Source organism: Paenibacillus agaridevorans, assembly GCF_018604145.1.
Taxonomy (GTDB): domain Bacteria; phylum Bacillota; class Bacilli; order Paenibacillales; family Paenibacillaceae; genus Pristimantibacillus; species Pristimantibacillus agaridevorans.
On the sequence record NZ_CP075889.1, the window covers coordinates 7159603 to 7182107 of the forward strand.

A 22505-nucleotide genomic window follows, 5' to 3' on the forward strand; every position below is an offset into this window, starting at 1 on the left:
TTAGCTTATTGAAATAGCAGTCGAATCATGACATCTGCCAGTGTTACTTTGCCAACCTGATTCAAATATTTATGTAAGGTGTACATATGCTCATCAAGCCGAGAACGACCATAACACCTTGATCAGCTTGCAAGGCTTAATCATCGAGAAAGGAGATGAACGCAGTAATCTCATCCTGTACTATATGAAGACATTTTACTGCAACAATTCTTAGATTACAATTGCGTCTGGAGGCCGTGAGCTGCGATGCAGGGTCGAATAGGCCTTAAGTTCTAGTAAAAGGAAAAAAAGGAACCCATCTGTCGAATCATGCCTGAAAATTATTGCCATTCGTCGACAAGATTTTACAAACTCTTTGGTTGGGACAGAGTATAATGGTACTATTCCTCACGAAGTCTGCCAGATAAGGAGTGTGCCTCGAAGCGATTATGGATAAACAACATCTGCTAACTCAGTTGCAATCGCTAAGGCTCAAGCTTCATGAAATTGCCGAGGCGCGGGGGAGTTTGACAGACCCGGCGGTCCTTGCTATTAGCGAGGAAGCCGATCAGCTTATCGTCGCACTGCAGTATCTGCAGCGCGAAGAGGCCCAGCATTCGTCCGATCTAAGAGATATAAGAAAATAGATGCTTCTCAACGATTTCGTAACCTACGGAAAAACCGGGTAAGCAGCAAAGCGCATTCCGCTTGCAGGACGCCGCTTGTGAGCTCCGTTTCGTGATTGAAACGGGGCTCTTGTAGTAGGTTCATAAGCGTTCCGGCGCAGCCGGCCTTGGGATCGACCGTGCCGTAGACGACACGCTTTACGCGGGACTGGACAAGCGCTCCGGCGCACATGGGGCAAGGCTCCAGCGTGACATAAAGCGTGCAGTCCAGCAGCCGCCAGGCGCCAATGCGTTCGCATGCGTCGCGAATGGCGACCATCTCCGCATGGGCGGTCGGGTCATGCTTCGTCTCCCGGAGATTATGACCGCGTCCAATGATTTCATTATTGCGAACGATGACCGCGCCGATGGGCACCTCTCCGATGGCTTCCGCCTTCTCGGCTTCGGCGATCGCTTCCATCATCCATTCACGATCCTCTTGCTCTCTTCTCATAGTCAGTCTCCTATTCCTGCGGGGAATGATCGTATATCCAACGAACAAATATTCCGGTGTTAACAGGCAGTGGATAATTTTGTGGATAACTAAATAATTATCAACAAAGTTGTGCACATTCCATCCACGATTGTGCATAACTATTGTGGGCAGTGTTAACGTAATGTGTATATCTGCTTTAAAATCAAGTTCAAAAGTTCGATGTCGAGTAAGCATCAGGGAATACTTCGTAATGGGAAGCGGACTTTTTGAACAACCATTGTATGCAAGTCTCCCGGATCATCTTGCGAAGGGTGGGTCACGCCTTGTCGATCAAGTCCAAGTTGACGGTGGCAATCTCGTTCATGTTGGTGTCCGTCGTCATTCTGTACCATCTGGTCAGCGAATATACCATGGTAAAAGGCTTCGAGCAATTAATGAGTGCGTCCATGCGCCAATCTTCCGAACAGGCCAGCCTTGCCGTCAGAGATTACGAGAACCGCGGCAATCCGCAAAATACAGTCGGCATCGATCGTTTGCTTCAGCCGGATGGGATATTTCTCAGGATCCTCGAAATCAATCCTTTCATTAAGGAAATTACGGTGTTCGGCAACGATTCCGGTCAGGTCAACTACGGTACGTATACATATATTGATGCTAACAACGATCCGTTCATCGCGCAAGCTCATCGGGACGAATCCTTACAATATACCACGTTCGATCACAACGGAGAATCTTATTTTCGCAGCTTCCTGGCCAGCCCCGACGCGCGCGGGCTCGTGGTCAGCGTTGTCTACGACAAGTCCAGCATCGAGAGCATGCTTGGCTTGAAGAGGCATCATGCGCTTGTCTACACAGGCATATTCCTGCTATGTACGATGATATTGACCTATATTTTGATCGGCTTCATGATTCGCCCCCTCAAGGACATATTATGGAAGGTCAATGAAGTGTCGTCCGTCCGATTTCACAAGCCGATCCAGATCAAACGCAAGGATGAGTTCGGCCTGCTTGCGCTCAAGATTAATGCCATGTCGCAAAATCTCAGTATCTATATGGATAAGCTTCGAAAGGCTTTCGAAGAGAATCGGCGGATGAAAGAACATCTGGAGTCGTTCATTAATCATTCCAATGATGCTATTCATCTCATGGATCTGGAAGGCAAGGTGATTCAGATCAATCGGGCCTTCGAGCAGTTGTTCGGGTATGAAGAGTCCGAAGTGCTCGGCATGAGGTTCCCGACCGTGCCGGACACTCACCGCATGGAGAAGCGCCAGATGATCGGCTTGCTCCTGACCGGCAAGAAGCTGCCGGCCCAAGAGACTGTACGCATGACGAAGTCGGGCGAGATCATTCCCGTCAGCGTCATGGTATCGCCGATCCGCGACTCGGACGGGACGATCCGCGCCTTCGCAAGCATCTGCCGGGATATGCGCAGCCGGAACCGGATGGAGGAGCTGCTTAGACGGTCGGAGAAGCTGACGACGGTTGGTCAGCTGGCTGCCGGAGTCGCTCACGAAATTCGTAATCCGCTTACCACGCTGCGGGGCTTCCTGCAGCTGCAGCAGCAGAGCCAGAAGCTGTCTCTAAGCCATGTAAATCTGATGCTGTCGGAGCTGGACCGAATTAATCTGATCGTCGGAGAATTCCTTATACTGGCGAAGCCGCAAGCCACGAAGTTCGTGACGAAGGATATACGCAACGTCCTCAATGATGTGCTCGTATTTCTGGATAGCGAAGCCCATCTTCATAATATCGTTTTCCGGACCGTCATTACCGAGGAGGAGTGCCGAATCTCGTGCGAGGAGAACCAGCTCAAGCAAGTTTTTATCAATCTGCTAAAAAACGCGATTGAAGCTATGCCGGGGGGAGGCTCCGTCCATATCTCTATCCAGCGCAAGGGCGACCGAATCGCAATATCGATAACGGATGAAGGGGTAGGCATTCCGGAGGAGATGATCTCGAAGATCGGCGATCCGTTTTTCACGGCGAAGGAGACGGGCACGGGGCTTGGCATTATGGTGAGCCAGCGCATCATTACCAGCCATCAAGGCACGATGGATATTCAGAGTCAGGTAAATGTTGGCACCTCCGTAAAGGTGACGCTCCCGGCACTGAAGAAGGAGCCCCAAGAAGATCTTCCTGCTGCGCAGTAAGAGGGGCTTCTCGAGAGAGAGAGAAAAGGAGAGGGTCGGCAATGGGAAGAAGGGCTATTATAGCAGGGGCAACCGGCCTGGTTGGGGGAGAGCTGGTAAAGCTTCTGCTTGGGATGAGGGAATATGAGGGGATCACCGTGCTGGTGCGCAGACGCATAAATGTTGCGCATCCCAGACTAACGCAGCTCGTGATCGACTACGAGAAGCTTGGAGAACTGCCGCCCGAGCTGTTCGCGGAAACCGACGTCTATTGCGCGCTCGGCACAACCATGAAAAAGGCGGGTTCCAAGGAGAGCTTTGAGCGGGTGGATTATCATTATCCCATGGAGCTGGGAAAGCTCGCAAAGCGGGCTGGGGCAGCGAGTTACCTGCTCGTATCCTCGACGGGAGCAGACGCGAACTCCAAGTTTTTCTACACCAGGGTCAAAGGCAGATTGGAGCGAGATCTTCAGTCGTTGTCGCTGCGCTCGCTGCATCTCTTCCGCCCGTCGCTTATTCTGGGCGATAGAGGAGAGTTCCGGTTCGGGGAGAGCGTGGCAGCGAAATTATCGGCATGGATGCCGCTATTGTTCGCGGGCCCGTTAGGCAAGTACAAGCCCGTACATGCGGAGGCAATCGCTGGAGCCATGGCGGCCGCAGCGCTGACGAAAGGGACGTTCGAAAGGATCATTCCCTCTAACCGGATAGGATCGATGGCGTCTTTGTTGCGCAAATAAGAAAGTTAGTGTAGCATACGCTACAGCGAGGTGAGGCAGCAGTGAGAATCAATAAATTTATAAGCGAGACCGGCTTCTGCTCCCGCCGGGAGGCGGATAAGCTGGTGGAGTCCGGCAAGGTAACGATTAATGGCGTAACCGCCGTTCTCGGAAGCCAGGCAGAGCAGGGCGACGATGTTCGGGTTAACGGCAGGCAAATTGGCGAGCAGCGCCGCCACGTCTATATCGCGCTTAATAAGCCAGTCGGTATTACAAGCACGTCCGAGAGCCATATTAAAGGAAATATCGTCGATTTCGTGGGACATTCCGAACGGATCTTCCCGATCGGGAGGCTCGATAAGGATTCGGAAGGACTTATTTTGCTTACGAACGACGGCGATGTGGTTAATCCCATTCTACGTTCGGAAGGCAAACACGAGAAAGAATATATCGTGACGGTGGACAGGCCCATTACGGAAGCCTTCGTCAAGGGGATGTCTACAGGGGTTAAAGTGCTGGGGAGTCTGACTCTGCCCTGCAAAGTGACGCGCGTCGCGGAGCGTACATTCCGTATCGTGCTGACGGAAGGACGCAATCGGCAAATTCGGCGCATGTGCGAGGCACTCGGTTTCCATGTCCGCAGACTAAAGAGAGTGCGGATTATGAACATTCATCTCGGCGAGTTGGCCGTAGGCAAGTGGCGCGACCTGACCGAAGATGAGCGCAGGGAGCTGTTTGATCTGCTGCAATATGAGCCGCGATAGGTGAAACGGCTGACGCCGTCCTCTGGAGGGGCAGCGCGTTTCAGGAAAAAAGAAGCTTTCGTCTCCGCATGTCGGCGAAGACGAAAGCTTCTTTGTTTTCGGACAAGCTCCTGTGCTCTGTACGGTTAGTCTCACTGTGAGGCGTTGCCGCCCACGGACAAGTTTTGTGTACTCTGCGTATTGACATAGGTGTGCAGAATGGACACTTCGACTCGGCGATTCTTCGCCTTGTTCGCGACCGAGTTGTTCTCTGCCACAGGATGGTTTTCACCATAACCGGTGGCGCTGAACCGTTTTTCATCGAGCGCTTTGTTCTCCAGCATAACATCCAGGAAGCGGACCGCGCGCATGACGCTCAGATCCCAGTTCGAGCGGAATTGCGAGTTGTGGATCGGCGTATCGTCCGTATGGCCGGCAACGATCACATCGTAATTCGGATATTGCGTAAGCATGGTCGCTATCGCCCCGGCAAGTTCCCTGGATTCGGGCTTGACAGTAGCTTGTGCCGGCGCGAATAAGGCGTTGTCGCTGATAATGATGAGCAGCTGAGACATGTTCATCTTCGTCTCCAGATCGGAGGTGAGGCCGTTCTTGTCGATATAGGCGTCGATCTTCTTCTTAAGATCCTCCAGCTCCGCTTGCTCCTTCTTAATCAACTCTTCCAGGCTGGACTCGGATTGTTGCTCTTGTTGCTGCTGGCTCTCCGTTTGCTTGTCGTTATCCTTGTCGCCGCCCTGATTTTTTTTGGTCGTATCCTCGCCTTCTTTAACGATCGAGGGAAGGTCCAGAACGCCGCTGCCGTTGCTGAGCGCAATGCTAAACGCTTGGGACATCTCTTCGAACTTCTTTACATCAACGGAATTCATCGAATAGAGAACGATAAAGAGCGCAAGCAGCAAGGTGAGCAAGTCGGCATAAGGGATAAGCCAAGATTCATCTACGTGCTCCTCGTGATCGTCATGCTTCCTATGCTTTCTGCTCAACGGCCCCTTCCTCCTTCTCTTTCATCTTCAGCCGCTCCGTAGGCGTGAGGAATACGGAAAGCTTCTGGTGAATGGCGATCGTGGATACGCCGGACTGAATGGATAACAGTCCCTCCAGCATCATCAGTCTGATCTGGATCTCTTGCTTGGAGATCCGCTTAAGTCTATTGGCAATGGGATGCCACAGGACATAACCTGTAAAGATACCAAGCAGGGTTGCGATGAACGCGCCTGCGATGGCATGCGCAAGCTTGTCCATATCGCTCATCTCGGACAGGGCGGCGACGAGGCCGACGACCGCGCCGAGTACCCCTAGCGTAGGAGCGTAAGTGCCTGCCTGCGTAAAGATCAAAGCGCCAGCCTTATGGCGGTCCTCTGTGGCGGCGATATCCTCCAGGAGAACGTCGCGGACAAGATCCTGGTCATTGCCGTCAATAATCATGCGCATGCCGTTACGCAGAAAGGTGTCCTCGATCTCGTCGACGCGAGCCTCGAGCGCTAGCAAACCTTCGCGGCGGGTGATGGATGCCCACTCCATGAAACGGCTGATCAATTCCTCGCGGGAAGTGAGCTTTTGCTCGGCGAATACGATCTTGAACAGCTTGCCGACTTTTTTGAGTTCGGACATCGGGAAGGCGACCATGACGGAGGCAACGGTGCCGAGAATAATAATCATAAAGGCTGCAGGATTCAAAAGCGACGTTAAGTGCGCGCCCTTAACCACCATCCCGCCCAGCACTGCGATTAGACCTAACACAAGACCGATAATTGTTGAGTTCTTCATCATACACCCCGTCCAGTATGTTCTATATTTGAGCCATCTACTTCTATTTATATCGTCAAAAGGGTATTCTGAAATTATAGAGGTTGTTCAAAAAGTCCGCTTTCCATTACGAAGTACTCCCTGAGGCCTACTCGACATCGAATATTGAATGCAGCCGAACCTTCCGTTGCTCACGTAGCTCTGCTACGCTCCGCTACTCAGTTTCTAGCTGCCTTCAATCTTCTCGGTACTGAAAACCGAACTTTTTGAACACGTACTTAATTGTAATACGTTTCGAACCATAATTTTAAGGAGATGTGTGAACGATGGGTGTACGACACGCGCGCGAATATGCGGATATATTGAAGGAATTAACTCAAGCGGTGGGGGATATCGAGGGCAGCTACTCCTTCTTCGAGATGGAGCCGGAAGAGTGGGCGGCGCTGCCGACATCTGATCGGCATGAGGTTATGGAAGCGTTGGCGGACGATGTCTTCTTCGGACTTGGCGAAGAGCCCGTCATCAAGGTTGGACAGGGTGAGATTGTGTACAACAACAAGCATCATATTATAGAAGTGATGCAAGGAGATAATGTCATTCACATTATTCGCCTCATCTAATCTTTACAACGTTACAGCTCTCCATTAGAATAAAAGCAAATCACAATGGCATGATAGCTAACATGTACATTACATTGGAGAGAGCGACATGACTGGTTCTCATTCGGCGGGCTCGTTGCCGCCAAGTCTTCGACTGGACGGGGGAAACGTTAGCAGCCTACTATCAACCTATTATTGCGCTCGATACGAGAAGGATTGAAGGCTACGAGGTGCTCGGAAGAGCCGTTGGCGAAAAGGGCCCGAGGAGTCTGGGGCCCTTCTTCGGCGATGATGCTATCCCGATGGAGGATCATCTGCTTGTTGACCGACTGCTGAGAGAGCAGGCAATAGCCAAGCATGCATGCCAAGAAAATCCTCCGCTGCTTTTTCTGAATCTTAAGCCAGCCTGGATCTACCGGCAAGGAGAAAAGGGCGAGCTGTATACGTTGGATCTGATCGCCAAGCATCATGCCGATCCGGCTCGCATCGTGATCGAAATAACGGAGGAAAGTTTCCATGGCTCCATGGATGTGCTGCGGGAGGTGGTCGACCGTTATCGCGCGGCCGGCTGTCTGATCGCTATCGACGATGTCGGGAGCGGCTTTAGCAGCGCCGATCGTATCGCCCAGATTCAACCCAACCTGCTCAAGATCGATATGCATATCGTCAAACGAAGCGGGACGCACAATGGCTACTATGGGGTGCTTCGTTCGTTCTCCGAGCTTGCCGAGCAGATTGGCGCCTCTTTGCTGTTCGAGGGCGTGGAGACGAGAGAGGATCTGGAGCGCGCCATCCAATCCGGCGCCAGGTACGTACAAGGTTTCTTGTTTGCGCGGGCGGGAGCCGACTTTATCGGTCCGGCAAGCTTTGCCGCCGTCATCGAGAACGAGCTGGATCGCAATCTTAGGCAGCTCGCTCATACAGAGAGGTGGTGGCAGCAGCAGGCAGAACGTCTGGCGGAGCACCTGCAGACGATTATGCTTGGAGCGGTGCTGCCGGAGAAGGCCGACGACTGGCTGGAGTTGCTTATCCCGCATTTAAAATCCTCTTGCACCAAGGTATACCTATGCAACGAGGAAGGCATTCAGCTGTCCGCGAATTTCAGCAGGGGGGAAGACGGAGTCTGGAAGCGGGAAGAAGAGTACCGGTATGCCAATTGGAGTTGGAGGCCGTATTTTGTCCCGAATCTGGTTCAACTGGGGGAGAGCCGGAGGGCGATCGTATCCCGCTCGTATACGGATCTGGATTCCAGAGCGTGGATTCGTTCGGTCTCGGTGCTCGTCCGTCCCGGTCTGATCCTGTTTGCCGACAGCAAGGATGAGGTTAGTCCGTGGGAAGCCTCTTCATGAGGTGGCCGTCAGATCTTGGATGCTGCAAACACGCGCCTAACGAGGCGCTTCGTACACCATGCAGTGGAACCACTCAGGCTCGCCGCCGCTGAAAGAAGGGCGAAGATAGGTGTCGGTAATGCTGAAGCCGGCTTTCTCATAGGCGCGGATGGCCCGGACATTCCACACAAGCACCTCGAGATCGATCTCGTTGCCCGGACATCGACGCAGAGCTTCTGCTGCCATGAGACCGACAACCGACGAGCCGAGCCCTTGGCCGCAAAGGTCGGGATACAGTCCGAGGCCTAGTCTGGTCACGCTGCCCATGGGAAAGAATTGGGCATAGCCAATCAACCTTTGCCGTTCGTCGAGAATGGCACCATATTGCTCTGCTCGCAGGACGGGATCACCGAATTCGATTCCGTCCTGTTTCATTTGATCCCAGGACGGCCAATTGAAGCGCTCGTATGGTTCTTCGTACCTCCACGTACATAGCTGTTCCGCATGGGAGACTTCCAGTGGTCCGATAGTCAGCGCCGATAGATTTGGTTTATAATAACTAAGGTTAGGTTCGTGCTCTGCAGAATTCATCATAATTTGATTATATCAGATAGGCGCCGCGGCGCGTGTATGTAGTAAGGAGAATCGGCAACGTGAAGAAGCTGCTATGGATCGGATGTTTATCTTATCTCGTTATTGGTATCGCCCACGTGGTGGGAGGCTCGGTATTAGAACAGTTGATTGCCTATTATGGCGTCTCTTACAAGGATGGCGGCCAGTGGATAATGAATCAATTTCTGGGGTTTATGGTCGGTGTTCTGCTAGCCCCTACTCTGACGGCGCGCATAGGGAAACGCGGCGCCGTATTGCTGGCCATGGGTTTGCTCACCCTTAGCGAAGCGGCGTACAGCTTGTTGCTGCCTTGGGGATGGATGCTCGCCATCGCTCCCATCGCGGGGGTCGGCTTCGGGATGACGGAGGCAATCGTAGGAGCGGTCATCATCGACCTGGTAAAGGGAAAGGCGTCGGCCATGAGCCGTCTCGAAACGTTCTTCGGAATCGGGGCGCTCATCATACCGGTGACTGTGGCCTTCCTTATTCAGGAGCATATCTGGCAGCTGTCATTCCCGATTCTGTCCGCCATGGCGGGGATTACCTTCGTTTTATGGTTGACGATGTCCTTCGGCGAGCTGGACAGTCGGCTTGGGCTGGCGGCAAGGCCGGCAACGTCGGGTGCAAGAGAGCGTGCAGGCTCGAGCCATGCTGATGCCAAGGCGGAAACAAGTGGGGGCGCCGACGGCGGGGGTTCGCCCGAAGACGCAACCATGTCCAAACCTTCGGGAGGCGTCTTGCTGGGTTATTCGGGTCGACTGTTGCCTTTCCTGATTCTCTGCGCGCTGTTCTTCCTGATGTACGTGGGGATGGAGATGAGTTTCTCCAACTACCTTCCGTCCATACTCATCACCCGTACGGAGATGGGGGAAGCCGGCGCGGCTGCTTCGCTTAGCTTATTCTGGGGAACGATCGTACTGGGCAGGCTGTTCGCGGGAGTGATTGCGGAGAAGGTCGGCTATGGAAGGTACCTGACGATTTCTACGCTGGGGGCCGCGATCGTATTCCTGCTAATGACGATTACGACCAGCTTGTACGGGATGCTGCTATTGATTGCGCTTGGCGGACTGTTTTTCTCCGGCGTGTTCGGCATCGCATTGGTGTACGCCAATAGCTTGCTGCCTGGTATGACGGAGCGGACGACAAGTCTAATGGTAGCGTTTGGAGGTATCGGCGGCGCCTTGTTTCCGAGAATGACGGGGTGGCTGATGGATCGCTTCGAAGTGGAATATACGATTGTTTATCTTGCCGTACTGGTTGTCATTATGCTAGTCCTGCTTGGAGTAATCCTTCATCAAGGGCGTAGATTGGCGGGTCACGTGGGGCGGCTGCGGTCGTAAGCGACGGATTGCACAATGAGAAAACCAAACGGCTGTCGAACAAAAAGAACAGCCTCCCCGTTGCCGGGGAGGCTGTTGCCTTGTCCATTATTTGGCTGCGACTGCGTAAGTCTCGAATTGCTCGGCATCCATGACGCTGCGCGCCGTTACAAAACGGGACTTATAATAGGAACTGTTAAGATCGTCAATGATAACTCCGCGGCTTGTAGAAGCATGGGCAAACTTGCCGCCGCCTACGTAGATGCCTGCGTGCGTGATTTCGCCGTTTACCTTGCCGCTTGTGTCGAAGAAGACAAGATCGCCTGGCTGCAGATCAGCTTTAGCGACTTTGGTTCCGACTGTTGCTTGGTCCACCGATCTACGGGGAAGATCAATACCCATCTTCTTGAATACGTAGCCGTTAAATCCGGAGCAGTCAAAACCTTTTGTGGTGGTCCCGCCGTAAGAATAAGGCGTGCCAATTACACCATCAATGATGCTGTCCATCTCTGAGCTTGCGAAAGCGCTTCCTGCTTGGAAAGCTAGCAGAAGCACAAGCCCTAGTAATACAGAGCTAATCTTCTTCTTCAACTTATGGTTCTCCTTCCGGTGCCGACGAGGTTAGCTGTGGGGTTCGGTTGAAGGTTCCCTATGACTTCTCAGGCGCTGTAGAACACCAGACGTCGAAGTCAATTCACCCAAAGTGGTTCCCCCGTTTCCCGATTGGGAATTAGGCAATGTCATCCAAAGTTATTTTCTAAGGATTATAATAATGGCAAAATGTAGATTCGTGTTGAATATGAGAAGATATTAATATTAGATTCATAAATAATCCGTTTCAAATTCAAAAACCATGGGTAGAAGGCGCTTCCAAAGCGTGTAATTTAGCTAAATTTTGTGTATCATAAGGAGATACAATGAATCGGCTGTCGTTATTGAAAGCGGCGAGGCGCGATAAGGCGAAGGGTGTTGTCCCGTGTCGGACAATCCTTTATAAAACAACGTTAGAATCGACGTGAAGGCCTGGGAAATGCCAGACATTCCCCGGATGGGCGCACGAGTGGAAAAGGGGTAGGTCGCAAGTGGAAAACACAGTGGAGAACAAGTCATCATCCTCCAATTTTATCAAAAATATTGTCATGGAAGATTTAAAGAGCGGCCGCGTGCAAGAAGTCGTTACGCGCTTCCCGCCGGAGCCGAACGGCTATCTGCATATCGGACATGCGAAGTCGATCTGTCTGAACTTCGAGCTCGCGGAAGAGTTCAAAGGAAAGACGAATCTGCGCTTCGATGATACGAATCCCGTCAAGGAGGACACGGAGTACGTTGAGGCCATCCAGGAGGACGTGCGCTGGCTGGGTTTCGATTGGGATGAGCTGCGGTTCGCCTCGGACTACTTCGAAGAGTTATATAATCGAGCGGTGCTTCTTATTAGGAAAGGAAAGGCCTACGTCTGCGACTTGACGGCGGACGAGATGCGCGAGATGAGAGGGACGCTTACGGAGCCGGGCAAGGAAAGTCCTGGCCGGAATCGCAGCGTGGAGGAAAATCTGGATCTGTTCGCGCGGATGCGCGCGGGAGAATTCAAGGATGGCGAGCGCGTTCTGCGGGCGAAGATCGACATGGGTTCGCCAAACATCACGATGCGCGATCCCGTTCTCTATCGGATCTCCCATTCGCATCATCACCGGACAGGCGACGCTTGGTGCATCTATCCCATGTACGATTACGCCCACCCGCTCAGCGACGCGATCGAAGGGATCTCCCATTCCGTTTGTACGCTGGAGTTCGAGGACCATCGTCCTCTTTACGACTGGGCGATCGCGGAATGCGAGATGGAGAGCACTCCTCGCCAGTACGAATTCGCGCGGCTCAACATCACCAACACGGTGATGAGTAAACGTTATTTGAAGCAACTCGTAGACGAGGGCGTTGTAGACGGCTGGGACGACCCGAGGATGCCGACGATCAGCGGCATGCGCCGGCGCGGCTACACGCCGGAGGCGATTCGCGCATTCTGCCGCGAGATCGGCGTTGCCAAAAGCAACAGCGTCGTGGACGAGCGGAATCTGGAGCACTTCATCCGCGAGGACCTGAAGCTGAAGGCGCTTCGGACGATGGCGGTCCTGCGGCCGCTTAAGGTCGTCATCACCAACTATCCGGAAGGACAGACGGAGCTGCTGGAAGCGGAGAACAATGCGGAGAACGAAGAAATGGGCATCCGCCAAATTCCGTTCTCGCGCGAAATTTATATCGAACGCGACGACTTTATGGAGAATCCGCCGAGCAAGTATTTCCGCTTGTTCCCTGGCAACGAGGTGAGGTTGAAGCATGCTTACTTCATTACTTGCCAAGAGGCCGTGAAGGACGAGAACGGCGAAGTCGTAGAGCTTCGCTGCACGTACGATCCGAAGACGAAAAGCGGGAGCGGATTTAGCGAGCGCAAGGTGAAGGGGACGATCCATTGGGTTGAAGCGTCGCAGGCGGTACCGGCGGACTTCCGTTTATACGAGCCGCTTATTTTGGACGAGGCGTCGCAAGGGTCCGATAAGTCGTTCCTGGAACGCATCAATCCGAATTCGCTGCAAGTCGAGCAAGGTTACGTAGAGCCGAACATGAAGGACGCTGTCGGAGGCGACAAGTTCCAGTTTTTCCGCCACGGCTACTTCAGCGTCGACTCCAAGGATTCGGGCGGCGGCAAGCTGGCCTTTAACCGAATCGTGTCGCTCAAGAGCTCGTTCGACCCGACCAAGGCTTAGGGAGCGGGAGGGCCTGAGATCGGCGAGAGCTGTAGGCCTAGAGATCAGCGGGAGCGCGTCGACCTCGTCAGATGCGCGACTGACGGGCGCGGACTCGTCCAGACTGATGAGTTCGCTCGATCTGGGGGATTAGCTCGATCTTACGATCTTACGGATGTGTTTGGCTCCGTGGAGCGCCGAGCCGGTCCAGCCTTACGGCTTGGCCGGCTTTTTTGGAATGGCGGCAGCATGCAGGTAGCGGGCTAAATGAATGGAGCAAGTGGGCAGGAGGTAGGGATTTAGCAGACAAGTGTGGGCTAACGGACATGCGAGACGTTATTCGAGCAAAAACGGGTATGGAGCGATTCTAAGGGACATAGAAGACGCTATATGGCCCCGAACGAGCCAGTTGGTTGTTATTGACCAGTTATAGCGTCGCTGGTGTCCGATAAAATTCGGAAATGCGCCGAAATGGGCAAATAGCGTCGCTGGTGTCTGTTAGAATTGGAGTAACCGTGGGTTATGTGTGAGAGTGTAACGGTTGGTGAAGGAGCGCAAAGAGGAACGCCGACAAAATGGGCAAAAAGCGTCGTAGATGTTCGTAAGATATTGAGTAACTAGGCGCGAGGGGGCGGGACAATGAAGGTAACCGAATTTGGGACTAACCCGCCAAACCCACCGGGCATACCGAACCTGTCGAACCCACCGGCCCCGCCGGACCTACTGAACCCACCAAACTCACCAGTCCTACCGGACCTGCCGAACCTTTCGAACCCACCGGACCTACTGAACCCACCAAACTCACCAGTCCTACCGGACCTGTCGAATCCGCTAAAAGCGCGGCTCATTCCGATCTGCCACGGGGTGATCTTGGCTGGAGGGCGAAGCTCGCGCATGGGGCGGGACAAGGCATTGCTGCCCGTGGGAGGACGACCGCTGCTGGCGCGACTCATTGGCGAGCTGCGAGAGGCGGTGACGGGCGAGATCGTTGTGGCGGTTAGCTCGCCGGAGCGGGAAGCCGCCTATCGGAGCTTGCTCGGCCCGTTGCCCGGCGGAGTCGCATTCGTCCTCGACCGGCAGCAGGACGCGGGGCCGGTTGCAGGTCTCGCGGCGGGACTGGCTGCGCTGCCGGATGGCTATGCGTATGCGACCGCCTGCGATACGCCGGAGCTGTCGCGACAATGGCTCGTGCGACTGCTGCACGAAGCGATGGCGAACGGCGCCCCGGCAGTCGCAGCCCAAGGCGAGCCGCTGCACGCGCTGTACCACACGGGGCTTGCGCAGCTCGCAGAGCGGGCGTTAGCCGACGGTGATTACCGTCTGATGTCTTTGCTGCGCCGCGCCGGAGCCGTCGAGCTGACACTGACCGAGCAGGAGAAGGCGGCATACGGACTCTATAATCTGAATACGCCGGAGCAATACGAGACGTATTTGGCGAACAAGCCTCATAAGATAGAAGGATGAGTGAGTACAATAAATAAGATAAGCGGGACGACGATGGCCGCAAACAAACAACAAGAGCAGCTGGAGCAATCGGCAGAGGATGACGGAAGGCAGGGACATCGGAGATGACTGACATCAATCAGACGTATGAAATAAGGGACGCAGCCGAGCAGGATTTGGATCGCATCGTGGAGATATACAATTCTACTATTGCGGGTCGGGTCGTGACCGCGGATCTCGAGCCGGTATCGGTAGAGAGCAAACGGGCCTGGTTCAATGCCCATTCGCCGGAGGAAAGACCCATCTGGGTTGTTCGCAGGCGGGAAGACGGCGAAATCGCGGCTTGGCTGAGCTTCCAATCGTTCTATGGCAGAGCCGCTTACCAGGCGACGGCGGAGATCAGCATCTATATTGCGGAGGAATATCGTTCGCAGGGACTGGGCTCCTTCCTGATCGAAAAGGCGATAGAGGCATGTCCGCGGCTGGGTCTGACGACGCTTGTCGGCTTCATCTTCGGTCATAATGGGCCGAGTCTGGCGTTGCTCGAGAAGTTTGGATTCCAGCGTTGGGGCTTGCTGCCGAGAGTGGCTGTGTTGGACGGCGTGGAGCGGGATTTGGTCATTGCGGGTCTTCGAGTAGAGTAACGTAACTTCACGCAATACTCAGCCCCCTTCCAGCAAGGGGCGGTTAGGGGGTGACGGTGGTCAAGCTGTTTCGGAACGCCTACAGTAAGAACATCTTTTTTAACGGCTTCTTGTTGATTTGCGCATTAGTCTATACCGCTATTATGTTATACTTGCTATTTTATCGGAATCGCTATTTCTACACCGGTTATGCGTACAATTTGGTGCCGTTCGATACGATAGAGCGATATATCGTGCACCGGGACCACTTCAACTTCGACACCTGGTTCAAAAATTTATTCGGAAACGTCGTCCTCTTCATCCCAATCGGTATGTTCCTGCCGTTGTTTAACAAGCGGTTCAGGTCCGGTTTCCGGATGGTGACGGCTTGCGTGACGATAATTACATGCGTGGAGCTGGCGCAGATGTTGCTTCGCGTTGGCAGCTTCGATATTGACGACATACTGCTGAACACGGCGGGCGCCTGGATCGGACTGATGCTGGCGCGGCCGTTCATGACAGAAGGGAGATTGAACAAGTGAGCAAGTTCTGGAGTCCGCTTGCAGCTTCGCTCGTGCCATACGTGCCCGGTGAGCAGCCCAAGGACAAGACCTATGTAAAGCTGAATACCAACGAAAATCCGTACCCGCCTTCCCCTGCCGCGCTGAAAGCGATGGAAGACGCGGTTAATGACGACCTGCGTTTATACCCCGATCCTACCTGCGACGAGCTCGTTCGGGCAGCAGCGAATTATTACGGTTTGTCGCCTGAGCAGACCTTCGTCGGCAATGGCTCGGACGAAGTGCTGGCGTTTGCGTTCGCGGCGTTCTTCGATCCCGCGAAGCCTCTGCTGTTCCCGGATATTACATACAGCTTCTACAAGGTGTACGCCAAGCTGTACGGACTGTCGCCCAAGCTGATTCCACTGGACGAGGAGTTCAACATCCCCATGGAGCAGTTCCAGGGCGAACACGGCGGCATCATCATGCCGAATCCCAACGCGCCGACGGCACAACTCATTCCGCTGTCCGAGATTCGCTCCTTGCTGGAGCGCAATCCTGACAACGTCGTCATCATCGACGAAGCATATATCGACTTCGGCGGAGTATCAGCGGTAACCCTGGTGCCGCAATTCCCGAATCTGCTCGTCGTGCAGACGTTGTCGAAGTCTCGTTCGCTAGCGGGACTTCGCGTCGGCTTTGCATTCGGCTCGGAGGAGTTGATCGACGGTCTTAATCGGATTAAAAACTCGTTCAACTCCTACACAATGGATCGAGTCGCTCTTCGCGGCGCGGTAGCCTCGCTTACGGACGAAGCTTACTTCCGCGAAACGACGGATAAGGTGGTTGCGACCCGTGAGCGCGTAGCTCGGCAAGTGAAGGAGCTTGGTTTCCGTTCGACGGACTCCAAGGCGAACTTCCTGTTCATCGAGCATCCTGCTATTCCGGCAAGCGAGCTGTTCGCGGAACTTCGGGAGCGGGGCGTGCTGGTGCGCTACTTCAATTCCCCGCGCATCGACAACTACTTGCGGGTCAGTATCGGCACCGACGAGGAGATGAATACGTTCGTCGGGGCTCTGAAGGAGATCGTGGAGTAGCGGAAAAACGGTCCGCGGCGATGGCGCGGTAGACTGTGCTGACTACCCATACCGAACCGAGCTGAGCTGCCATACCGAGTGGGCTGCCCATACCGAGTTGCGTTGCTCAGGTTGAGTTGTGCTGCCCATACCGAGTTGCGTTGCTCAGGTTGAGTTGTGCTGCCCATACCGAGTTGCATTGCTCAGGCTGAGTTGCACAAGCCCATGCCGATCTGCGTTCTCAGGCCGATCTACGCCGCCTAGCCCCGAGTTGCGTTGTCCAGACCGTTGGCCCTCGCCGCAAAAGAAAACCTCTGTCAGGGTTTCCTCAGGCCGAACGGATTTCGATGGCGCGGAACAGAGCCAATTCATAAATAATCGCCAAACAAAACAACAGCCATGACAGGCACCCGGATGGGACGGGACCTGGCATGGCTGTTGTTTTTGGTTAGTGGCGGGCGCCTGCGGCGCATGATCGCCGGAGAGTCGGAAGTCTCCGGCGAAGTCTGCCGCGCGCGAGGCGCCCGCATTGCGAGCCGGCTCTCCCGTGCTCCGACGGGCTTAATGGCGGGTGCTATCGGAAGCACGGAAGCGGTCGCGGTGAAGCCGTCTGAGGAGGACGGCCTCCGTCCGGCTCGCGGATGGATAATTGTGCAGATGTGCTCAAACAAACTGTTGTAACGTGCCCAAACTTACTCCTGTCACCTACTGAAAATTGTGCATATATGCTCAAATTAATGTCTGTAACCTGCTCAATCTGTTGGAATTGTTCAAATATACACAAATGTGGAGCCTGTTAAGGTTGAATCGGCTTTTCTGAGCATCGATTTGTACATATTTGATCAATTTGGTTTTCGGCGGCCATTTCTCGTCGAGTAATTATGTATATATGCACAATTACTCTCGAAGCATCCCTCCCCCCTCAAAGCACCCCCTGCAGCATCCCTCAATATACAACCGCCTCGCCTCGGAAACATACCGCCGGACAAACGGGCGGCCAGGTTCAGCCGCCGCTACTGAGCCATCGTCGAATCCTCGACGCGGGCACGGCCGCCCTGGGCAATCCATGTCCGCTTCCAGCTGCCTTGCACCAGGGCGATAAGTCCGATGCAAGCCAAGGCGATAACGCTGAGGATAAGGAAGCCGGATGTGTAGGAGCCCGTCGTCAGCTTCAGGTTGCCCAGAATCTTTGGCAGGAAGAATCCGCCTACGCCGCCTGCCGCGCCGACGATGCCCGTCACGATGCCGATCTCCTTCTGGAATCGCTGCGGCACCAGCTGGAATACGGCGCCATTGCCCATGCCGAGCGCCATCATCGCTATGAACAGCAGGATGATCATCGCGGTAAGAGGAGGCAGCGACGAGACGCTGGCCAGCATGATGCCGACGATGCCGTAGAGAACGAACAGCATGCGCACGCCGCCGAAGCGGTCGGACAACCATCCGCCGATGGGGCGGAAGAAGCTGCCCGCGATGACGCACACGGTCGTGAAGTCTGCTGCGCGGATCGGGTCCAGGCCGTATTGCGTGTTGAAGAAGATCGTCAAGTAATTCGACAAGCCGACGAATCCGCCGAAAGTAACGCTGTACATGATGCAGAACATCCAAGCATCGCGCTGCTTCAGAATCGCGCCGTAGTCGCGGAGCTTTTTGGGAGCAGGCTGATCGGGGCTGTCCTTGGCGATCATGCTGAACACGATGAACACGATCACGATCGGGATCAGCGCCAGGCCGAATACCGCCTGCCAGCTGCCGTAATGCTCCGCGATCCGGTTGGCGAACAAGGTGGCGAATACCGTGCCGCTGTTGCCTGCGCCGGCGATACCCATTGCCAGTCCCTGATATTGCGGCGGGTACCACCGGCTGGCCAGCGGCAGAGCTACGGCGAAGGATGCGCCCGCGACGCCGAGCAGCATAGCGACGACGTACAGCTCGGATAACGAGCTTACGAATTGCCAGCCGTAGACGAGAGGGATCATCGTGATGATCATGCCGAGCTGTCCCGAACGCTTCTGCCCGATGCGATCAGCCAGGTAGCCGAAAACAAGCCTGAGGATGGAGCCGCCGAGAATCGGCAGGGCGACCAGATTGGCTTTTTGCGCCGCGTTCATCTCGTAGTCGCCCATGATAATGACGGACAACGGCCCAAGGAGGACCCAGATCATAAAGCTGACATCGAAATACAGAAACGAGCTGAACAAGGAAGGGCTGTGACCGCTCTTAAGAAATCCGTTACGTTGAATCATCGTGAAACATCTCCTCTCCGATATAAAACGATCTGCAAACATCAAAAGCCGCACACAATCCCGAAGGACTGTTGTGCGGCTTCATTGCCATGGCGGCACGACATTGTGCTCGCTCGATATGAATAAAGGGAGTTCCCTTCCGTGACGGGACCTCATCATTGAAGTTCGTCATGAAGGCTCGCTTGCATACCTGCATTATAGAGTGAGGGTTACATTTATGTCAATATACCTTACATAAAAAATTATCCATGGATGAGTTGATATACTTTTACGATATTGGCGGCAACTTCACCGATCCTCTTCCGTTCATTCATAGCTTGCTTGCGCAGGAAATCGTAGGCCTCGTTCTCCGAGATGCCTTTGATCTCGCTAAGAACCGCCTTGGCTTGATCGATCCACTTGCGTTCCTCCAAGCGGAGCGACAGGCTCTCTTTCTCTTCTGCCCAGCGCTTGCGCTGCTTCCAGCCGTGGATGCCGAAGCTCAGCGCATAACCCATCTCGGTAGGGCACATGGTGGGGAATAGCAGGCCGTCAAGCGCAAATCCCCAGTCTTCCTGCTCCGGCTTCGCGTCTTTGTCCAGGAAGCTGTTCAGCCAAAAAATCGGCAGTTTCCTGGTTCCGGTCAACGCGTGCTGCAGCTTCAGCATCTCCGGAGCATGCGCGTGGATGACGGCAACGTCGGCGATCATGACAAGTCCAAGCGCGTCGGCCTCGCTTTTGACGCAATGCAGCTTTTTGCAGTTCCGGCGGAGATTGTCCGTCGCCGTGTCTGCCCCGGTTGTTCTTGGCTCGATGAACAGAATGATTTTCAGCATGTTTGACTCCACCTCTTATCGTCCGATTCGTCGATCTTGGGAAATTTGTAAGTAAATATAACACAGCACTTGATCTCTGTCGATGCCTTATGTTAGCTTATGTTTCTCGGATGCTAAAATCAACACTTTAGCCTAAAATGTGTTAGGTATATTGACATAAACATTGAAAGGCAGGTATACTTGCAATAATTATTCCAAGTCGGCACAACGGCGTGTCGCATCCTGGTTGGCAAAGAGGCCTACTTCCTTCATGCATGGCGCATGTCGGGGGTAGGCTCTTCATGTTTTACGAACGCAGGAGGGGACCACGATGAAGAAACTGGTGATGGTTGGCAATGGCATGGCGGGCGTATCCTTTATCGAACAACTGCTTAAACTTAATCCCAACAGATACGAGATTACGATTATCGGCGCCGAGCCGCATCCGAACTACAATCGGATCATGTTATCATCCGTGCTTGCCGGCGATGCCGACATGAAAGATATTGTATTAAACGACTGGAGCTGGTACGAGGACAACGGCATTAAGCTTCATACCGGACACACGGTGACGAACATGGATGCGGAAGCTCGCAAGGTCGAGACCGACGGAGGTCTCGTCATCCCTTACGACGAGCTGGTGCTGGCGACGGGATCGCTGCCGTTTATGCTGCCGCTCCCGGGAGCGGATAAGGAAGGCGTCATCGCCTTCCGGGACATGAAGGACTGCGAGACGATGATCGAGACGGCCAAAGCTTACCGCAAAGCGGTCGTGATCGGCGGCGGCTTGCTGGGGTTGGAAGCCGCGCGGGGCTTGCTGAATCTGAACATGGAGGTTAGCGTCGTTCACGTCACGCCTTACCTGATGAACCGGCAGCTGGATGCGACCGCGTCTGTCATGCTCCGAGAGGAGCTGGAACGCCAGGGTATGCATTTCCTTCTGAACAAGCAGTCGGAGCGGATTACCGGGGGCGATCGCGTATCCGGGCTGAAGTTCAAGGACGGTATGGAGGCGGAAGCCGACCTGATCGTCATGGCGGTAGGCATCGTGCCGAACGCGGAGCTTGCGAAGCGCAGCGGAATCGGCGTGGGCCGAGGCATTCTGGTCGATGACTATATGGGCACGAACGTGCCGAACATTTATGCCGTAGGCGAATGCGCCGAGCATCGTGGCATCTCCTATGGGTTGGTGGCTCCGCTCTACGAGCAGGGAGCCGTGCTGGCCAAGCGGCTGGCGGGCGTCGATAGCGACGGCTACCACGGAACGGTGCTATCCGCGAAGTTGAAGGTTTCGGGCGTCAACGTATTCTCCGCCGGCATCTTCCTGGACGAACCGGGTACGAAGGCTCTTCGGGTTCAGGACGATCTGGACGGCATCTATAAGAAGGTCGTTTTCAAGGACGGCAAAATCATCGGTACCGTGCTCTTCGGCGACACGACGGACAGCTCGCGCATTTTCTCCTACATTAGAAGCGGCGAAGATTTCTCCGGCAGGGAGAGGGAAGTTCTGTTCGGCGCGGCGGGAGGCGGGAAAGGAACAAGCAATACGGATCTGGTGTCGGCCATGAGCGGCGACGAGATCGTCTGCGGCTGCAACGGCGTAGCGAAGGATACCGTCGTGGAGGCGATAACGGAGAAGGGCTGCGTCAGTATCGGCGAGATTAAGGCGTGTACCAAGGCATCCGGCTCCTGCGGTGGCTGCAAGCCTTTAATCGAGGCGATTCTGGAAGCGACGGTCGGGGCGGACAATGTCACCGAGGCCAAGGAAGGCATATGCGGCTGCACGACCCGCTCGCGGGAAGAGGTAGTGGAAGCCATTAAGAGCATGCGGATGACGACGACCAAGGAAGTCATGCATGTGCTGGGCTGGCATAACCCGGAAGGCTGCACGAAGTGCCGCCCCGCAATCAATTATTATCTCGGCATGATCTGGCCGGAGGATCACGAGGATGAGCCGGAATCGCGGTTCGTCAACGAACGGAACCATGCCAACATTCAGAAGGACGGCACGTTCTCCGTCGTGCCCCGCATCTATGGCGGCGTAACGACGCCGAAGGATCTGAAGCGCATTGCGGACGTGGCGCAGAAGTATGACGTGCCTCTGGTGAAAATCACGGGCGGTCAACGGATCGACTTGCTGGGCGTGAAAAAAGAAGACCTGCCGAGTATGTGGAAGGATCTCGACATGCCATCGGGTTATGCCTACGGCAAGGCGCTGCGTACGGTAAAAACCTGCGTGGGCAATACGTTTTGCCGATTCGGCACGCAGGATGCCATCCAGATGGGCATCGACCTCGAGAAGAAGTTCGAGAGGCTGAGCACGCCGCATAAGGTAAAGCTTGCCGTGTCGGGATGCCCGCGGAACTGCGCGGAAGCGACGATCAAGGATCTTGGCGTCGTTGCCATCGACGGCGGATGGGAGCTCTACGTAGCCGGCAACGGCGGCACGAGAGTGCGCGCGGCGGATCTGCTCGTAAAGGTGAAGACGGAGCAAGAGGTCATGGATTGGACGGCTGCGTATCTTCAATATTACCGCGAGACGGCGGACTGGGGAGAGCGGACGAGCGAATGGTCGATCCGGATCGGCCTGGATACGATCAAGGCGGCGCTGGCGACCAAGGAAGACCGGGATGCTCTTATTTCGCGGATCGACAAGGCTCTCAGCCTGATGCAGGAAGATCCATGGAAACAAATTATCGAGAATGACGGTTTGCGCAAAGCGTTCGACGCGCTTACCGGACCGACTAGCCCCGAAACTGCTGCGGCCGGCGAGTCCAAATGAGAGAATA

At 54.5% G+C, this 22505-nt stretch carries 21 protein-coding genes and 1 riboswitch; of the genes, 14 read left to right on the forward strand and 7 right to left on the reverse strand.

What is annotated here, in order from left to right:
* Positions 1-428: 428 nt before the first annotated feature.
* Complete coding sequence (locus KJW29_RS28790; protein ID WP_087569978.1) at positions 429-626, forward strand: aspartyl-phosphate phosphatase Spo0E family protein; 198 nt, start codon at positions 429-431, stop codon at positions 624-626.
* 7 nt (positions 627-633) lie between these two features.
* On the opposite strand, the gene tadA is transcribed toward KJW29_RS28790, so the two are convergent.
* A complete protein-coding gene (gene tadA / locus KJW29_RS28795) occupies positions 634-1098 on the reverse strand; it encodes a tRNA adenosine(34) deaminase TadA (RefSeq protein WP_087569977.1) in 465 nt (154 codons plus the stop codon).
* Positions 1099-1403: 305 nt separating this feature from the next.
* Between tadA and KJW29_RS28800 the strand changes: the two genes are divergently transcribed.
* The 3 genes from KJW29_RS28800 to rluF are packed head-to-tail and all read left to right on the forward strand — an operon-like array spanning position 1404 to position 4692.
* Positions 1404-3233: a PAS domain S-box protein gene (locus tag KJW29_RS28800; protein WP_246608423.1), complete on the forward strand. Its 1830-nt coding sequence runs from the start codon at positions 1404-1406 to the stop codon at positions 3231-3233.
* A gap of 41 nt (positions 3234-3274) precedes the next feature.
* A complete protein-coding gene (locus tag KJW29_RS28805) occupies positions 3275-3949 on the forward strand; it encodes a Rossmann-fold NAD(P)-binding domain-containing protein (RefSeq protein WP_214627228.1) in 675 nt (224 codons plus the stop codon).
* Positions 3950-3990: 41 nt separating this feature from the next.
* On the forward strand, positions 3991-4692 hold the full coding sequence (rluF, locus tag KJW29_RS28810; protein ID WP_087569976.1) for a 23S rRNA pseudouridine(2604) synthase RluF: 702 nt from the start codon (positions 3991-3993) through the stop codon (positions 4690-4692).
* 131 nt (positions 4693-4823) lie between these two features.
* On the opposite strand, the gene KJW29_RS28815 is transcribed toward rluF, so the two are convergent.
* Both KJW29_RS28815 and motA read right to left on the reverse strand, forming a co-directional pair.
* Positions 4824-5675: a flagellar motor protein MotB gene (locus KJW29_RS28815; RefSeq protein WP_214627229.1), complete on the reverse strand. Its 852-nt coding sequence runs from the start codon at positions 5673-5675 to the stop codon at positions 4824-4826.
* Complete coding sequence (gene motA / locus KJW29_RS28820) at positions 5659-6459, reverse strand: flagellar motor stator protein MotA (protein WP_214631360.1); 801 nt, start codon at positions 6457-6459, stop codon at positions 5659-5661. Before motA ends, KJW29_RS28815 begins: the two co-directional genes overlap by 17 nt.
* A 305-nt stretch (positions 6460-6764) precedes the next feature.
* Between motA and KJW29_RS28825 the strand changes: the two genes are divergently transcribed.
* Positions 6765-7058 carry a hypothetical protein gene (locus tag KJW29_RS28825; protein ID WP_087569973.1) on the forward strand — a complete coding sequence of 98 codons (294 nt, stop codon included), beginning with the start codon at positions 6765-6767 and terminating at the stop codon, positions 7056-7058.
* Between the two features lie 101 nt (positions 7059-7159).
* On the forward strand, positions 7160-8386 hold the full coding sequence (locus tag KJW29_RS28830) for an EAL domain-containing protein (RefSeq protein ID WP_214631361.1): 1227 nt from the start codon (positions 7160-7162) through the stop codon (positions 8384-8386).
* Positions 8387-8422: 36 nt separating this feature from the next.
* On the opposite strand, the gene KJW29_RS28835 is transcribed toward KJW29_RS28830, so the two are convergent.
* Positions 8423-8959, reverse strand: coding sequence for a GNAT family N-acetyltransferase (locus tag KJW29_RS28835; protein WP_343222699.1), 537 nt, complete (start codon positions 8957-8959; stop codon positions 8423-8425).
* A gap of 59 nt (positions 8960-9018) precedes the next feature.
* On the opposite strand from KJW29_RS28835, the gene KJW29_RS28840 reads away from it, so the two are divergent.
* A complete protein-coding gene (locus KJW29_RS28840) occupies positions 9019-10317 on the forward strand; it encodes an MFS transporter (protein WP_214627230.1) in 1299 nt (432 codons plus the stop codon).
* An 87-nt stretch (positions 10318-10404) separates the two neighbouring features.
* Here KJW29_RS28840 and KJW29_RS28845 read toward each other — a convergent pair whose 3' ends face one another.
* Positions 10405-10887 (reverse strand): C40 family peptidase, encoded by a 483-nt coding sequence (locus KJW29_RS28845; RefSeq protein WP_108991375.1) that lies wholly within the window; start codon positions 10885-10887, stop codon positions 10405-10407.
* Between the two features lie 4 nt (positions 10888-10891).
* Positions 10892-11043, reverse strand: a riboswitch (cyclic di-AMP (ydaO/yuaA leader).
* Between the two features lie 347 nt (positions 11044-11390).
* Here KJW29_RS28845 and KJW29_RS28850 point away from each other — a divergent pair.
* From KJW29_RS28850 to KJW29_RS28875, 6 genes are all read left to right on the forward strand, one after another.
* Entirely contained in the window at positions 11391-13055 is a 1665-nt protein-coding gene (locus KJW29_RS28850) for a glutamine--tRNA ligase/YqeY domain fusion protein (RefSeq protein WP_214631363.1), read from the forward strand.
* A 618-nt stretch (positions 13056-13673) separates the two neighbouring features.
* The gene (mobA, locus tag KJW29_RS28855) at positions 13674-14498 is read left to right on the forward strand and encodes a molybdenum cofactor guanylyltransferase (RefSeq protein ID WP_281426298.1); all 825 of its coding nucleotides are present in this window, start codon (positions 13674-13676) and stop codon (positions 14496-14498) included.
* Between the two features lie 104 nt (positions 14499-14602).
* Positions 14603-15121, forward strand: coding sequence for a GNAT family N-acetyltransferase (locus KJW29_RS28860; RefSeq protein WP_214627232.1), 519 nt, complete (start codon positions 14603-14605; stop codon positions 15119-15121).
* A gap of 50 nt (positions 15122-15171) precedes the next feature.
* Positions 15172-15642 carry a VanZ family protein gene (locus KJW29_RS28865; protein ID WP_214627233.1) on the forward strand — a complete coding sequence of 157 codons (471 nt, stop codon included), beginning with the start codon at positions 15172-15174 and terminating at the stop codon, positions 15640-15642.
* Positions 15639-16697 carry a histidinol-phosphate transaminase gene (gene hisC / locus KJW29_RS28870; protein ID WP_214627234.1) on the forward strand — a complete coding sequence of 353 codons (1059 nt, stop codon included), beginning with the start codon at positions 15639-15641 and terminating at the stop codon, positions 16695-16697. Before KJW29_RS28865 ends, hisC begins: the two co-directional genes overlap by 4 nt.
* A 393-nt stretch (positions 16698-17090) precedes the next feature.
* A complete protein-coding gene (locus KJW29_RS28875) occupies positions 17091-17357 on the forward strand; it encodes a hypothetical protein (RefSeq protein ID WP_214627235.1) in 267 nt (88 codons plus the stop codon).
* A gap of 332 nt (positions 17358-17689) precedes the next feature.
* Here the strand turns inward: KJW29_RS28875 and KJW29_RS28880 are convergent, their stop codons facing one another.
* A complete protein-coding gene (locus KJW29_RS28880; protein WP_214627236.1) occupies positions 17690-18922 on the reverse strand; it encodes a nitrate/nitrite transporter in 1233 nt (410 codons plus the stop codon).
* A gap of 242 nt (positions 18923-19164) precedes the next feature.
* Positions 19165-19737: an ANTAR domain-containing response regulator gene (locus KJW29_RS28885; RefSeq protein WP_246608424.1), complete on the reverse strand. Its 573-nt coding sequence runs from the start codon at positions 19735-19737 to the stop codon at positions 19165-19167.
* Between the two features lie 310 nt (positions 19738-20047).
* On the opposite strand from KJW29_RS28885, the gene nirB reads away from it, so the two are divergent.
* Positions 20048-22498, forward strand: coding sequence for a nitrite reductase large subunit NirB (gene nirB, locus KJW29_RS28890; RefSeq protein ID WP_214627237.1), 2451 nt, complete (start codon positions 20048-20050; stop codon positions 22496-22498).
* The last annotated feature ends 7 nt before the right edge of the window (positions 22499-22505 follow it).